12 protein-coding genes and 1 pseudogene are annotated in these 15254 nt (G+C 38.4%); 7 read left to right on the top strand and 6 right to left on the bottom strand.

What is annotated here, in order from left to right:
- Positions 1-14: 14 nt before the first annotated feature.
- Positions 15-665: a hypothetical protein gene (locus WA1_RS13980; protein WP_017747736.1), complete on the top strand. Its 651-nt coding sequence runs from the start codon at positions 15-17 to the stop codon at positions 663-665.
- 255 nt (positions 666-920) lie between these two features.
- Here WA1_RS13980 and WA1_RS59725 read toward each other — a convergent pair.
- Positions 921-1319 (bottom strand): annotated as a pseudogene (locus WA1_RS59725) (PIN domain-containing protein); the annotation flags it as partial.
- Between the two features lie 80 nt (positions 1320-1399).
- Positions 1400-1651 (bottom strand): hypothetical protein, encoded by a 252-nt coding sequence (locus tag WA1_RS13990; RefSeq protein ID WP_017747734.1) that lies wholly within the window; start codon positions 1649-1651, stop codon positions 1400-1402.
- 396 nt (positions 1652-2047) lie between these two features.
- On the opposite strand from WA1_RS13990, the gene WA1_RS13995 reads away from it, so the two are divergent.
- From WA1_RS13995 to WA1_RS14015, 5 genes are all read left to right on the top strand, one after another.
- Positions 2048-3496, top strand: coding sequence for an AAA-like domain-containing protein (locus WA1_RS13995; RefSeq protein WP_017747733.1), 1449 nt, complete (start codon positions 2048-2050; stop codon positions 3494-3496).
- Positions 3497-3501: 5 nt separating this feature from the next.
- A complete protein-coding gene (locus tag WA1_RS14000; RefSeq protein ID WP_017747732.1) occupies positions 3502-7092 on the top strand; it encodes an AAA-like domain-containing protein in 3591 nt (1196 codons plus the stop codon).
- A 34-nt stretch (positions 7093-7126) separates the two neighbouring features.
- Positions 7127-8563 (top strand): ABC transporter substrate-binding protein, encoded by a 1437-nt coding sequence (locus WA1_RS14005; protein WP_026135141.1) that lies wholly within the window; start codon positions 7127-7129, stop codon positions 8561-8563.
- Entirely contained in the window at positions 8553-9965 is a 1413-nt protein-coding gene (locus WA1_RS14010) for an ABC transporter substrate-binding protein (protein WP_017747730.1), read from the top strand. Before WA1_RS14005 ends, WA1_RS14010 begins: the two co-directional genes overlap by 11 nt.
- Positions 9966-10067: 102 nt before the next feature.
- The gene (locus tag WA1_RS14015; RefSeq protein WP_017747729.1) at positions 10068-11480 is read left to right on the top strand and encodes a sugar ABC transporter substrate-binding protein; all 1413 of its coding nucleotides are present in this window, start codon (positions 10068-10070) and stop codon (positions 11478-11480) included.
- A gap of 278 nt (positions 11481-11758) precedes the next feature.
- Here the strand turns inward: WA1_RS14015 and WA1_RS14020 are convergent, their stop codons facing one another.
- The gene (locus WA1_RS14020) at positions 11759-12655 is read right to left on the bottom strand and encodes an IS982 family transposase (RefSeq protein ID WP_017747728.1); all 897 of its coding nucleotides are present in this window, start codon (positions 12653-12655) and stop codon (positions 11759-11761) included.
- A gap of 35 nt (positions 12656-12690) precedes the next feature.
- Positions 12691-13101, bottom strand: coding sequence for a hypothetical protein (locus WA1_RS14025; protein WP_017747727.1), 411 nt, complete (start codon positions 13099-13101; stop codon positions 12691-12693).
- A 489-nt stretch (positions 13102-13590) separates the two neighbouring features.
- Between WA1_RS14025 and WA1_RS56915 the strand changes: the two genes are divergently transcribed.
- Positions 13591-13878: a hypothetical protein gene (locus WA1_RS56915; protein ID WP_158516639.1), complete on the top strand. Its 288-nt coding sequence runs from the start codon at positions 13591-13593 to the stop codon at positions 13876-13878.
- 181 nt (positions 13879-14059) lie between these two features.
- On the opposite strand, the gene WA1_RS14035 is transcribed toward WA1_RS56915, so the two are convergent.
- Positions 14060-14311, bottom strand: a complete 252-nt coding sequence (locus tag WA1_RS14035; protein ID WP_017747725.1) for a hypothetical protein — start codon at positions 14309-14311, stop codon at positions 14060-14062.
- Between the two features lie 3 nt (positions 14312-14314).
- A complete protein-coding gene (locus tag WA1_RS14040) occupies positions 14315-14896 on the bottom strand; it encodes a hypothetical protein (protein ID WP_017747724.1) in 582 nt (193 codons plus the stop codon).
- Positions 14897-15254: the final 358 nt, after the last annotated feature.

The following is a 15254-nucleotide window of genomic DNA, read 5'->3' on the forward strand; positions in this document are numbered from 1 at the left end:
AAAGGAGAAAAATTGTGAAAAGCTTTAAGGCAATTTTGGTGTTTCTGCTGCTATTAGTTAACTTAGTTGTGGCTCAGCCTTCTTTTGCAGATCCCATCGCGGAAAAGAGTCCTGAGTATATCGGGATCAATCAACAGCTCGATCAACTCCTGCAAATCAGAAATGACCCATCTCAAGGTGGTTACACCGTAGAAGATTTACAAAAAAGAATTGCTGACCTGCAATTTCAGAAATATATCCAAGAGAGTACAGAAGATTGGGGCGTTTGCCGCAACGAGACAGGGAAGACAATAGGTGTCTATGCCCATAAGCCAAGCAAATCTAGCACCCCTACCAATACCCTCTTCTACTTGGGAGCCGGTAAAAAAACCGATGATGAGTGGGACTGCGATGGCATATACCTACCTAACGATGCGAAAGTCGCTGGTATTAACCTTCCTGCTCCTGTAGCTGGACAAGCTGAACAGACAGCAGGACAACAGCCTTTCGTTCTCAAGATTGTAGATGGAACACAGTTAGTTGCTAGAACTAACGCTGTCACTGGTGACGTTGAATTGAATGCTCCTATTGCTGGAGTCATTGCAGCTGGTGAGCCGAACTGGTCAATTCCCAATCTCTCGCAAGCAGAAGTGAGCGCTCAAGTTCCCAATGCTCCCATTGACTAGAAAGCACACTGCTGTGTCGTCAAGTTTTCCCACCTAATAATGTTCAACCTCCTCAATTGAGGGGGTTATTTTATTTTTTAAGTCACAACCCCAAACCTGCACCTATTAGAGCTTCAGTCCATTAATCCCACGCAAATTAGTTTCTTTGTAGGGACGCTTTCATTCAGCGCATCTCTAATAAAGAAACTGGGTTTTTGAAATTACTGTACCAATGCTCTAGTAGGCAATTAGACTTTTTAGATATCCTTTATCCTTTTAGTCCAAAAATATAGCGTCAAATACTGAACGCTTTACTCTGAAATTAATCGCCATTAATCTCTGATATAAATCATCCAAATTATCTATAACTATTCTGTCTTCAGAAGTCAAATTTTTGATAATTCCTAGAGTCCCTCTGACATTTAAACCTAAGCGTATTGCTTCTTTTCTAGCAGCAAAATCATCAAGTATAACGTAATTAGCTTGTATTTCCGTCGCTAAAGCTATTGCTTCAGATTCTCCTTTACCCAGACGTGCATTTAGGCTATTTGCCAAAGATATTAGGTTAACTATTTGGATTTCTATCCGATTCTCATCAATTAATCTGTTAATGTATTTGCTTTTCTCATCTTGTTTAGCTTTGATTTCTGTATATACAATCTCTGGTAAATAAAATTCATTTGCTGCCTCAAGAAATTTTTACAAATAATCCAATTTTGCTAGAAAAATTAAAGGCGATGAATTAAAAACGATTTTCACTTATTTGACCAATTCCTTTCAATTTCTACATCTTCTGGCAATAAGTAAGAAAATTCTATTCCGGCTATTTCTAATAATTTTAACAAGACTTCTGTGTCTAATTCCATGATTTCTGCTGCTTTTCTTAAACTAATAATCCTGGCGGATAAAGCACCAAGAATAAAGAGAAAATTTTTCTTCTCCTCAAGATTTGGAAATATGGTAAGTTCTGAGGCGATTCCCTGGAATATTTCTGCTTTTGTAGTCATGACAATGGTTGATAAGATTAGTAGCACTTACTATATTACCTAACGGAAGCGGGGCTTGCTATACAGCAGTGGATGTGGTGTCTGTACTCTTAAGGTATTGCACAATACTTTGCTACTCACCTTAGTGAAGAAAAAGTTTGTGTAGACTGTAGCCAAAATATTTGGGAAGCCCTTAGCTTGTATGTCATGCAAGCATTTGGTCTTTCGCAATGCACCTGTTGATCCCTCTAGACTTTTTTGTCTTAAAGATATATAATGTATCACAAAATAAAATTTTAAACCAAAAAATCTCACTAAAAACAGACTCCCAGTCTTAAATTTAGATGAAATAGTTAAAAAAATGTGAAAAATTCAGATAGAGTCATATACACAGTCAACCATTACCGTCTCTAACAGATGAATGTTGATGAGGCATTGGTTGTTCTAGATATATTTCTAGAAAACCGCTTAAACAATCTACAGGAGCTAGTTTTCCGCCAATCCTGGGAGGGGCAAACTTACCAGGAAATAGCGGACAGCTCTAGTTATGATGCTAACTATATTAAGGATGTTGGTTCCAAGTTATGGAAGTTACTGTCTCAATCTCTGGATGAAGAGGTAACTAAAAGTAATTTTCGTTCGGTCATTAGAAGGCGAGGGGAAAGTTCTGCTATTCATAAGAAATCGCAAAATGCCCAAGCGGTTCTGTCGCATTACCAACAGTTAGCAGATAAGGAATATCTCGAACTGCCCACTGGCGATCGCGAAAACTTGGAATCTTCTATCGGTTACACGAGGCAAGAGGACCAGAAATCTTCAATCCCTGTTCCCGATCGCTTGGATATTCCCAGCGGTCCAGTACCACTCAATTCCTTCTTTTATATTGAGCGTCCTCCCATTGAAGAACGTACCTATGCTGAGATTGCTAAACCGGGAAGCCTAATCCGGATTAAAGCACCCAAGCAGACGGGTAAAACCTCCCTGATGCAGAGAATTCTGACTCATGCCAGACAGACAATAGGCGTACACACTGTGTTGATTAGTTTTCAACTAGCAGACAGTCACGTGTTCACCAGTTTGGATAAATTCTTGCGATGGTTTTGTGCTAATGCCAGCCGCCAGTTAAACATAGAACCAAGGCTAGATGATTACTGGGATGAGGACATTGGCAGCAAAGTCAGCTGCACGTTGTATTTCCAAGAGTACCTCTTGCGGAAAATCGACTCTCCAGTCGTATGCGCTTTGGATGAAGTCAACCGAATTTTTGAGTATCCAGAAATCTCTGGTGACTTTTTGCCACTCCTGCGCTCCTGGTATGAGGATGCAGCAGAATTGGAGATCTGGCAAAAATTGCGATTGCTTGTGGTTCATGCCACAGAAGCTTATATCCCTTTAGATATCAATCAATCCCCTTTTAATGTCGGGCTGGCAATTAAATTACCAGAATTTACATTGGCACAGGTACAAGATTTAGCAATTCGTCATGGGTTGGATTGGGCAAAAGGAGAGATAGGGGCGCAAACACTGGCTCCTCTTGTCGCTATGATTGGCGGTCATCCTTATCTAGTACGTCTTGCTCTCTACCACTTAGCACGTCAAGAAGTAACCCTAGAGCACCTCCTGCATGAAGCTCCGACAATTGGTGGTATTTATAGCAATTACCTGCGGTATCATCTTGCAAATCTCCAAGAACATCCCGAACTAGCAACAGCATTTAAACGTGTTTTGACAGCAACTGAAGACGTGCAATTAGAAGCAATTTCTGCTTACAAATTAGAAAGCATGGGTTTGGTAAAGCTTGAAGGAAATCATGTAGTGCCTAGCTGTGAGTTGTATCGGCTGTATTTTTGCGAGCAATTGGGCTAGTTGATATGAACGCTTACGAATATCAGATTGGTGGCAGTCTCAAAATGGATGCTCCTAGTTATGTGGAGCGACAAGCTGATTTTGAACTATACGACGCCTTAATTAAGGGTGAATTTTGTTATGTGTTTAGTTCCCGACAAATGGGCAAATCTAGCTTGCGTTTGAGAACGAGGTGTCGGTTGCAAGAAGCTGGTTATTGCTGCGCTTCTATTGATATGACTAGGATCGGCAATGGAAACATTACCCCTGCTCAATGGTATAAAGGCATAGTTGTTGATTTATTGAGGGGGTTTGACCTTTTTGGATCGGTTAATATAAAAACTTGGTGGAATGAGCGAGAGGATTTACCGCTTTTACAGCGATTAAGTCAGTTTGTAGAAGACATTTTGCTAATCAAATTAAAAAGTGAAAAAATCTTTATTTTTATTGATGAAATTGATAATATTCTTAGCCTAAATTTCCCCGTAGCGGATTTTTTTGCTTTGATTCGTGCTTGCTACAATCAACGAGCAGAAAATCCAGAATATAACCGTCTGACTTGGGCTTTGTTTGGCGTTGCTACTCCCTCGGATTTGATTTCAGACCGGACTTGTACTCCCTTTAATATTGGTACATCTATTAATTTACATGGGTTTCGTTTATCAGAAGTCGAGCCACTGGCAGCAGGGTTAGAGGGTAAGGTAGCTAACCCTATGGCAGTGCTGAAAGAAATTTTGAACTGGACTGATGGGCAACCATTTCTCACACAAAAGTTGTGCCATATCGTAGAACATGAAAGAATTAGCGGTAGCATGGCTTTACATCAGGAAACGGGGTATTCGGAAACAGAAGAACGATATAAGTTAGATTATCACTTACCGATTGTTAATTATCATCTGATTAGCATATATTACCAGTTTCCCTCAATTATTTTGGAGAAGCTAGTAAAAACAAACATTATTGATGATTGGGAAGCTCATGATGAACCGGAGCATTTAAAAACAATTCGCGATCGCCTCCTCACTAACGAGCAACGTGCTGGGAGCTTGTTGGCACTTTATCAAAGAATTTTACAAGGAGTTGACGTACCAATAGATGACTCATCAGAACAAATAGAACTTTTACTCTCTGGGCTAGTCGTTAAGCAACAAGGAAAACTGAAGGTTAAAAACCGCATTTATCAAGAAGTTTTTAATCAAGCCTGGGTAGAAAAACAATTAGCAAAACTGCGTCCTTACGGCCAAACATTAAATTCATGGGTTGCATCATTACGACAAGATTCTTCGAGGCTGCTGCGAGGACAAGCTCTGTTAGAAGCACAAGCTTGGTCTGTCGGCAAAAGTTTAAGCGAGTTGGACTATCAATTTTTAGCAGCCAGTCAAGAACTCGATCGGCGAGAAGTTGAAACAAGGTTGGCCGCAGAATACACTAAAGAAATCAAAGCAAGACTAGTCCAAGATCAAAAAGTTGCCCAACTTCAAAGAGTATCTCTAGGCACACTCGCTTTAGGACTTGTCATTGCTTTGGGTTTGGGAGTTACAACCTTCTTTCAGTACCGCAACGCACTGCAAAACGAATTAAAAGCCATTGCCACATCTTCCAAAGCTTTGCACGCTTCAGAGAAAAAATTAGATGCTTTGATGGAAGCAATTAGAGCAGGACAAAAACTGCAAAGTCTTGGAAGTGTAGATGTACAAACTCAAACACAAGTTGAATCTGTACTGCGACAAGCTATTTATGAAGTGAAAGAGTATAACCGCTTGTCAGGGCATAGTGCAGGGGTGAATTCAGTTGCCATTAGTACAGATGGGCAAATATTTGCTTCAGCAAGTGCAGACAAAACAGTCAAACTTTGGAAACCTGATGGCAATTTAATTCGGACATTGGAAGGACACACTGCAGGCGTCAACACAGTTGCTATTGGTACTAATCATCAAGATAAGAAGAAAAATCTTTTTATTGCCTCAGGTGGTGAAGACAGGACAGTTAAACTTTGGCATCTTGATGGCACCTTACTGACCACTTTGAAAGGACATAGCGATGCAGTAGAGTCAATTGCTATTAGTCTTGATGGGAGTACGATCGCTTCAGCAAGTGACGACAAGACAGTTAAACTTTGGTCGGCTGATGGAACTTCGCTACGCACAATTAAAGGGCATAGTGATGACGTTGAGGCGGTTGCTATCAGCCCCGATGGAAAAATGCTTGCTACAGCTAGTGACGATAAAACAGTCAAACTTTGGAAAATGGACGGTACATTACTACATACACTAAAAGGACATCGCGATGAAGTCGAGGGAGTCCATTTCAGCCCTAATGGGAAGATGATTGCCTCAGTGAGTGCAGATAGAACTATCAAGCTGTGGAATTTAGATGGGACTTTGAAAGCAACTTTAATCGGACACAGCAATCAAGTTGAAGGAATTGCCATAAGTTCTGATGGCAATGTTATTGCTTCGGCAAGTCGAGACAAAACAATCAAAGTGTGGAGACCAGATGGCACGTTATTAACCACTCTTCGCGGTCATGATGCAGGAGTCAGAGAAGTTGCCATCAACCCCGTCAACAAGATGATTGCTTCAGCAAGTCGGGATAACACTGTGAGGTTTTGGAGGCAAAACAGTTCCTTATTAAACACTCTGTCCGGTCATAGTGATGCTGTTTATGGAGTGGCTTTTATTCCTAACGGAAAGATGATTGTTTCAGCAAGTCGGGATAAAACTGTCAAATTTTGGAATCCAGATGGGACATTGCATCTGAGTCTTATTGGTCATCAAGCAGGAGTCAATGGCATTGCGATCGGACCGGATGGGAAAACTATCGCCTCAGCTAGTTCGGATAATACTGTCAAAATTTGGAATCAAAAGGGTCAGTTGCTGACAACTCTTGTTGGGCATAAAGATGTAGTCAAGGGGATTGCGATCGCTCCTGATGGCAAAACTATCGCGTCAGTCAGTGACGATAAGACGGTTAAACTTTGGAAGATTAATGGTAAGGGTGGAGTTGAAACCAACGCCTATGCAACACTGGTTGGGCATAGTTCTGGCGTGAATGGAGTCGCGATCGGCTCTGACGGTCAAATTATTGCTTCAGTCAGTGATGATAGTACCGTGAGATTATGGAAACCAGATGGAACGTTAGTCAAAATTATCTCAGGACATAGCAATCAGGTGAACGCAGTTGCCATAAGTCCCGATCGCAAGTTGGTTATTTCTGCAAGCGACGACAAGACGATCAAACTCTGGACAATGGATGGTACGCTGTTGAAAACGTTGACTGGTCATGGTGCAGGGGTTTATGCAGTAGCGATCGCTCCTCATGGTAAAATGATAGCCTCAGCGAGTTCAGATAACACTATCAAACTTTGGAGAATTGACGGTCAGTTGTTGACAACTCTTTCCGGGCATAGCGATACCGTCAAAGGAGTTGCATTTAGCCTTAATGGTAAAGTTTTAGCCTCAGTCAGTGATGATAAAACTGCAATTTTATGGGATTTAGACCGGGTTTTGGCTTTAGATGAGCTTTTTGTTCACGCTTGTAATTGGGTGCAAGATTATTTAACAACAAATCCTGATGTAAATGAAAGCGATCGCAATCTTTGCACTCGCCGCAAATAGTGGCAGAGTAGATCGTGTATTATTATTTCAAAAAATGTTTATATCACTTTCAAGGCGCAGGAAACGCCGTTACATTCTAAAAATACTCATATTCAGCTTGATAATTGGCGGTTGCAGCTATTTATCTCAACCAAAAGCGCCCCCAGTTGTTAATTCTTCCGAAAATAAAACTTTAACAATTTGGTGGGATAAGGGTTCTAATATAGAGGAAGATGATGCTCTTATAAAGCTAATTAAAGACTGGGAAAAAACAAGCGGTAACCAAGCCAAACTCGCTTTCTATAGTAACGACAAGCTTCCAGAAAGAACTAGAAGGGCAATTCAAGCTGGCAATGTCCCTGATATTGTGATGAGTAGCAGTGCAGAGAGAGAGTTGATACCGCACCTTGCTTGGGAAGGAAAATTGGCAGATGTTTCAGATGTTATTGAACCAGTCAAGAACAACTATTCTGAAGCTGCACTAGAAGCTGTTTATTTTTATAACAAATCTGCTCGCAAACGCAGCTACTATGCAGTACCAATCAATCAGCTGACAATCCACATCCATTACTGGCGGGATATGCTCAAGCAAGTCGGTAGTCGTGAGAGCGATATTCCTACAGATTGGGATGGTTTTTGGAAATTTTGGCAACAGGTGCAGGATGACTTAAAAGCACTAAATCCACCACAGGATAAAAAAGAACTTATTTACGGGTTAGGTTTACCATTTTCCGTTGCTGCTGCAGATACTTACTATACCTTCGAGCAGATTTTAGAAGCATATAATGTTGAAATTGTCAATTCTCAAGGTGTACTCCGTCTTGACGAGCCTAGCGTGCGTCAAGGCATTATTAAGAGTTTGACGTGGTACGCAAACCTTTACCAACAGGGTTACGTACCTCCAAATGCAACTCAATGGTTAAATCCCGATAACAATCGCAACTTGATTAACCGTAAAGTGGTGATGACAGCAAACACCACACTTTCAATTCCTGCTGCTGTACGTCAAAATCCCGATCTTTATCGGAATAAAGTTGGGACTCTAGAGTTTCCTAAAAAACCCAATGGTGAACCAATGCGTTATTTAGTTGCCGTTAATGCTGCAATTTTGTTTACCAATTCCAACAATCAGAAAGAAGCAAAAGATTTTCTGACGTATCTCATTCAACCCGAAACCATAAAAACATATATCAAATCGGCTGGGGGAAGATACTTACCAGTCATGACGCCATTATGGCAAGATTCATTCTGGACAAATCCAGCAGATCCCCATCTTTCCATCGCTTCTAAAGTGTTAATGAAAGGTCAAACACGTCCATTTTATTTTGTCCAAAACCCTGCTTACAGTTTAGTTTTGCAAGAAAACATCTGGGGTAAAGCGATCGCCAGAATAGTGAAAGATAGCGCTTCTCCACAACAAGCTGCTAGTGAAGCGATCGCACAAATTAAAGAAATCTTTGCCAAATGGGAGCGTTCGGGCAATGATAACTAAAAAATTACCAACAAATTGTCGTATTATATTACTGGGATTAACACTCAGTTTAAGCGTTTTTTCTTGTACCAACAATTCCGAGCCTGACACATCCTTGCCAACTGAATCTTCTGCAAAGAACGGAGTATTAACACTGTGGTGGGATAAAGGTTTTACGCTAGAAGAAGATGAAGCAATACAGCAAGTTGTCAAGCAGTGGCAACAAGAGACTGGTAACAAAGCTGAGCTTTCTCTATTTAGTGCAGATGAACTATCAAAGAAGACCCAAAGGGCAATTCGATCTGGCAATCCACCTGATATTGTTATGAGTAACAATGCAGATCGGATTCTTAACCCAAGTCTTGCCCGAGAAGGTAAATTAGCAGATGTTTCTGAGGTTGTTCAATCTGTCAAACCTTTTTATTCTGACACCGTATTAAAAAGTGCTTATTTTTATAACAAGCTCACAAAGAAGCAAAGCTATTATGCCGTACCCCTTCACCAAAGCATTCCTTATATTTTTTACTGGCGAGATTTACTCCAGGAAGCAGGTAAGAGTGAAAAAGATATTCCTAAGGATTGGAATGGCTTTTGGGAATTTTGGAAACAAATACAAGATACTTTACAAACAAAGAACAATCAAAAGATTTATGGGCTTGGTTTACCTTTATCGGTTGGGGCTGGAGATACTTTTGAAGTCTTTGAGCAGATTTTAGAAGCCCATGATGTGCAAATTGTAGACGAGCGAGGTCGATTGCGTACAAGCGATCCAAAAGTCCGTCAGGGACTTATTCATTGCATAGCTTGGTACACCAAATTTTATGAGCAAGGTTACGTGCCTAAAGATGCAGTGAATTGGTTTAATCCAGATAACAATCGCAGCTTATTTAACCGCCATGTGGTTATGACTGCTAATAATTCTCTCTCAATTCCTGCTGCTGTACGTCGAAATTCAGACGTTTACTTTAACAAGCTGGGTACTATTGGATATCCCAATAAACCTAACGGCAAGCCGATGCGTTATGTTTCTCTTATCACTCAAGCAATTATCCTAACAGAGTCAAAAAATCAGAGATTAGCTAAGGATTTTTTGATATATTTTATCAGCCCCGAAATTATGGGAAATTATCTGAAGGCTGCAGGCGGACGGTTTTTTCCAGTACACGATCTTGTTTGGAAAGACCCGTTCTGGACAAATAAGAAAGATCCTCACATCTCAGAAGGTGCTAAACCACTCATTATGAAACAAACTCGTCTATTGTATATCGCTCAAAACTCTTCCTATAGTAAAGTGTTGATGAAAAATGTTTGGGGTCAAGCTCTCCGTCGAGTTGTCATAAATCGCGTTTCACCAGAGGAAGCAGCTGATAAGGCAATTCAACAAATAAATGAAATTTTTGCTGAATATAGCAATCCTATTTGATTTTGGAAAGTAGGCAGGGCTAAAGCCCACCAAAAGATTCAGTTTGTGGGCTTTAGCCCTGCCTACTGAAAGATTTTCTTTTACTTGCTGCCAGTGCAATCTATGAAACAAAAAACTCGCGATCGCTATAACTTATGCCGCTTTTTCCTAACAGCATTAGCTCTCAGTTTTACAATTTTTGCTTGTTCTCAATCCATTACCTCAGAATCCGAAAAGTCCTCTGTTAGGACATCTCCGAAAGATGATAAAATTTTACAAATTTGGTGGGATAAGGGCTTTGAGTTAGAAGAAGATGAGGCAATTAATTTAGTTATAAAAAACTGGGAGAAAAAAAGCGGTTATAAAGCTAAACTTTCTGTTTATGGACCAAACGAACTCCTGGACAAAGCTCAAAGAGGAGTGCGATCGGGCAATACACCCGATCTATTATTGAATTTTAGAGCGGAAAGACAACTCAATGCGCGTTTAGCTTGGGACGGTAAACTAGCAGATGTATCTGATATCATTGCCCCTATCAAGGAATTATATCCCGAATCTATCTTAAGAACGGCTCATCTCTACAATAACGTTCAGAAACAGCGCAGTTATTATGCAGTTCCTATTAGCCAAACAACAATGCTCTTTTTCTACTGGAAAGATTTGTTAAAGCAAGTAGGACAGAGTGAAACTAGCATTCCTACAGAATGGAATGGCTTTTGGGAGTTTTGGAAAAAAGTGCAGGACGATCTCCGAGCAAAGCAAAATAATATATATGGTTTAGGTTTACCTTATTCAAGTGCTTCAGGAGATACCTATTACTTTTTCGAGCAACTTTTAGAAGCATATGGTGTTCAAATTTTTGATGCTCAAGGGCAATTACTTGTCAGAAACCCCGAAGTGAGGCAGAAAATTATTTATGTTTTGGACTGGTATGCCAAGTTTTACCAGCAAGGCTATGTACCACCAGATGCAATCAAGTGGTTAAATCCAGATAATAATCGTAATTTACTCAACCGTCATGTGGTAATGACACCCAATGGCACTCTCTCAATTCCCAGTGCTGTGAGTCAAGATAGGGATACTTACTATAAAAAGCTTGGTACTTTAAAATTTCCTAATAAACCAAACGGTCAACCCATGCGATATATTGTTGCAATTGGTCATGTTATACTATTTGCCAATTCCAAGCACCAAGAGACAGCTAAAGACTTTCTTAAATACTTAATTCAACCACAAATATTAGGAACTTATCTTAAAAGTGCAGAACGCGGTCATTTTCCAGCACTCAAGCCTGTTTTGAAAGACCCTTATTGGACAAATTCAGCCGATCCTCATGTTTCCAGTGTTGGCAAAATATTAACCCAAGGTTCAATACGTCCATTTGATTATGTTAATAACCCGGCTTATACTTTAGTGCTCGATAAAAATGTTTGGATCAAAGCACTCAATCGAATTATTAGCGATCGCCTGACCCCAGAACAAGCAGCTGACGAGGCTATTGTGCAGATAGAAGAAATTGTTAATAAATGGAATTGATCTCTGGTCACTGATTAACGCTGGGAAGTAGGGTAAAGCCTTTAAGCGTTATGTGGGAAAAATTAGTCAGGTAAAGAAGGATTTCATAAGCTTATATAATACCAATGCTTATTCACGCTACTTAAATAACCTGAGTTCGACATAAAAAAAGACTGAAAACTAGACAAAGTGGACTTTCTTCACCCAAAATGAAATAATCACACAATTAATATTGAGCGATTGTTAAGTAGAAATGGAGATTTTTTGAAGTTGTTTAGATAATAGTAAGCGCCAAAGGTTCAGAAGGAAAGAAATATTCCTCTTGTAATAAATTCAACCATAGCTGTTGTTAAATTTAATGAGGGTTTTTTATCTTGATATGTATAAGCAATTAACCCAGCAATAACGTTAACCATAAAATTACAAACGCTACGGTGACGTGTATGTTGAATTTGAGAGATATTTTTTAATTGGTCATTAACGGTTTCTATTAGGGAACGCTTTCTTAACAAAATTTTATCAATTATAGGAATTAAACGATTTTTCATATTTTTTTTAAGAGTTGTAATAAGTTGAATATTTTGTTGTAAGAGAAGGTCAAATAATTTTTGAGAAATATATCCTCGGTCACCAAATAATTTCCCAAATAAATTTTTTGTCATTTCTGGTACGGGTTTACGATCGTCAACATTGGCTGGGGTAATGATAAAAGAAATAATTTCCCCAAATTCATTAATAATTAAATGTAATTTAAAACCAAAGTACCATCCCACAGAACTTTTACCCCAATTAGCTAATCCTTTAAAAACTTTATTGCGTTTAGCTCGAGGATTTAAACAGATTTCTAGAGATGTTGAATCAATAAAATTGATGCCAGTGCTTTGTTTGGGACGTAGATTTAAATACCAACATAAGGGAATTAAAGCACTTTTCTCTAATTCTACAAATCGATTGTAACTAACAAGATTCGGAAAATGCTTTTGAAAAAAAACACAGATATATTTAGTATAGTAATCTTTAAAATTTCTATAAGATGAGTGATGAAAATAAATAATTATTGTCATGACTTCACTCAAACATAAATTAAATGTCTTTTGACGCTTTCGCTCAGTTGTAGAAAGTAATTCTTGCTGCCATTTTTTTTCAAAATCTTTACAAAAATCATCTATATCACAAAATAGCTTCTCTAATTCCATATTTTTTTACCTTGGTTTTTGATAAAATTACAAAATCAAAGCCTTATTTTAAATCTTCCGGAGACACAATTCGTGAATAAAATTCTTAACTGTTTGGCAAGTGATATCCGTGCTGACTTTTTATGTTTGAGAATTTTTTTGGCTATTTTAATAGCTTCATATTCAGTCAAATTTGAATCTGTGATTATTTCATTTTTGTGCAGATTAGATGTTGTTATTGATTCTGTAATTCTTTCACTTTCTTCTAAATTTGAATCTATCACAAAATCATGTTTGGTTTCTTGGTCTGATATTTTGGATTTTGTGATTGTTTCATAACCCTTCGATTTTGATGGAACGATCACATCATTTTTTGCTGTTTTTGATTCTGTGTCTAAATCAAAAAATTCTCCAGAATCAAGTCTGTGAGCTAATTCCAGTACTTGTGTTACAATTAATTTTGGCACACGGATTGTCCGAAGCGTCTTTATTCTTCCAAATTGCCTAACTAAGGTGCATTTTCACGTCTTCCTCCCCTTCGATCTTGTTTTAATGCTTTTTTACTACTCATAACCAAAATGAATTCATCACAAATTCATTTTACTTCTTGTAGTACCCAAGATATCTGATTTTCTCTCTAATTCTTAATAAAGAAGCTTATTGAGAATTTATGAACTGGGGATGAATTACTACAATCTTTACTCTGCTTGGTTTTCAGACTTTATCTTACGTCGAACTCAGGTTTAAATAAGGTAATTATTCAGGCAATAGGTCGGATATGTCGAACCAATATTAAAGCTTCTAAAATTCATATTCTTGCTGATACTTCAATCCGAAAACATCTAACCAAATTTTCTCTACCAGAGGATGTAATTCCTGTTCGAGAATATACTGCTATCCTTGAATCAGTCAATGATTCGACTAACCTAATTCACGATGATGATTATTACGAAAAAATGAAGCTAGAAGATGAATACTTGCTTTCAACAGATACAATTTATCGACAGCACCTCATGATAGAATCGATTGAGACTATATCTAATGCTACTCTTAAAACGACCATTAAAGAACTACTTATAAAGCGAGATATTAGCTCTCGAACATTAAATCTATTTGATTGGTCTAAACTACAATTAACTGGAATTTGGACTTTTGCTGCTTGGGATGAAGATGCCGGTCATGTTATTTTTATGGAAATTTCGGTTCTTGCGTACAAAGCGCGTGCTAAATTTGTTGAAAAATAAGCTTGAGACCAATGCTCGGTCAAGCACAACAGTCATTATTGACTGCATGACGGTCAGATTTCTGAAATTTAGACTATAAGCGCCTGTAAGCCCTGATTTTAAAGCAAATTTATCGACTCTATTTAAGAATTTAGCACGATATGTACGAAAGAACCTAAATTATTAATTGTTCCCTAGTTTGCTACAAAACTATTTGCTTTTGAGCTATTTTATCTAAAATGCGTTTTTCTGCTGCTTCTAGGTGAGCCAATGTATCTAACATTTTTTGTTTCTCTTGCCGAATTCTTTCTAAATTCTTGATAAGATAATCGCCACTTAAGTAATAATTACCAATACGTAGTGTTTCCTCGTCTGTAATTTCTCTTCCCGCGAAAGCATTACCTTCAAGTTCTTCTACTTTTTGAATCCAAGCAATCGCTTGTTCGGGTGTCATATCTTAACTCCAACGCAATCTATATGCTTCTAAAAATTGTAGCGCTTTTTCCCTTGTTAGTATCATCTCTCTAGAACCGTCTGGATTCTCTTCAAACCCAATACTTCTGTAAAACTCAATGGCTGCGGGTATAGCTGCAACTTTGAGTATTCCACTCATTCTATTTGGAGGAGAAGTCATTTCATGAATGATTTCTGCTATCAACCAGGTTGCTGCACCTTTTCTTGTTTCGGATACACTTTGGGGTAAGCAGTTCCAAGGTGCAGAACAAACTATATCTAACAGTAGATGCTGTTGCTCGCCTTCATATAAATAAATTTCTCCTACTCTAGATTCAATAATTGAACCAGCTTGAAGCATATTACTGCTTTTTACTCCTCGAAACATATTAAGGCTATCAGTAGCAGCCTCTAATAAAGCTAGAGATTTGTTCACGCAATATCCAAATTTAGTTCTCAACGTATTCTCAGGATTGCCTCCATAAAATTCTCTAATGTATTCATCTATTTTTTCTTGCCAGAATATGAGATATGAAATTGCTGTGCTGTCGGCGTAATTGATGTATTCAAATATATTTCCGGTCATAATGATTTTGTCTAAAAAGTATTTATTATAGTCATTTTACTAGATTTATTAATACTTTTTATAAAAAAGTGTTTGAATTTTTATAGGTGAAAATTTGTGGTGCGATCGTCTTGCGATCGCTTTGTATCGCAAATCCTGTCTATTTAGAGGTATTTTTTTATTTATAGATATTAGACATCTCCAGAAATTAATTATGCATTACTTGAAAGTCTTGGTAGGGGCGCAATGCCTTGCGCCCCTACGTCTTTTCCACTCCTATGTCTATTTGATTCTCTGAGGCAAAACTGGGTTGACTTATACGAAAGCCTTAAAGAGAAAAAGTAAGTTCAACTCTCCGTTGCTGTGTTCACGGAATTTA

Source organism: Scytonema hofmannii PCC 7110 (genome assembly GCF_000346485.2).
In the GTDB taxonomy this organism is placed as follows: Bacteria; Cyanobacteriota; Cyanobacteriia; order Cyanobacteriales; family Nostocaceae; genus Scytonema; species Scytonema hofmannii.

Excerpts from the sequence above, each read along its gene's own strand:
- WA1_RS13990 (WP_017747734.1), bottom strand. The coding sequence starts at position 1,651 with ATGACTACAAAAGCAGAAATATTCCAGGGAATCGCCTCAGAACTTACC.
- WA1_RS13995 (WP_017747733.1), top strand. The coding sequence starts at position 2,048 with ATGAATGTTGATGAGGCATTGGTTGTTCTAGATATATTTCTAGAAAAC.
- WA1_RS14000 (WP_017747732.1), top strand. The coding sequence starts at position 3,502 with ATGAACGCTTACGAATATCAGATTGGTGGCAGTCTCAAAATGGATGCT.
- WA1_RS14005 (WP_026135141.1), top strand. The coding sequence starts at position 7,127 with ATGTTTATATCACTTTCAAGGCGCAGGAAACGCCGTTACATTCTAAAA.
- WA1_RS14010 (WP_017747730.1), top strand. The coding sequence starts at position 8,553 with ATGATAACTAAAAAATTACCAACAAATTGTCGTATTATATTACTGGGA.
- WA1_RS14015 (WP_017747729.1), top strand. The coding sequence starts at position 10,068 with ATGAAACAAAAAACTCGCGATCGCTATAACTTATGCCGCTTTTTCCTA.
- WA1_RS14020 (WP_017747728.1), bottom strand. The coding sequence starts at position 12,655 with ATGGAATTAGAGAAGCTATTTTGTGATATAGATGATTTTTGTAAAGAT.
- WA1_RS56915 (WP_158516639.1), top strand. The coding sequence starts at position 13,591 with ATGAAGCTAGAAGATGAATACTTGCTTTCAACAGATACAATTTATCGA.
- WA1_RS14035 (WP_017747725.1), bottom strand. The coding sequence starts at position 14,311 with ATGACACCCGAACAAGCGATTGCTTGGATTCAAAAAGTAGAAGAACTT.
- WA1_RS14040 (WP_017747724.1), bottom strand. The coding sequence starts at position 14,896 with ATGACCGGAAATATATTTGAATACATCAATTACGCCGACAGCACAGCA.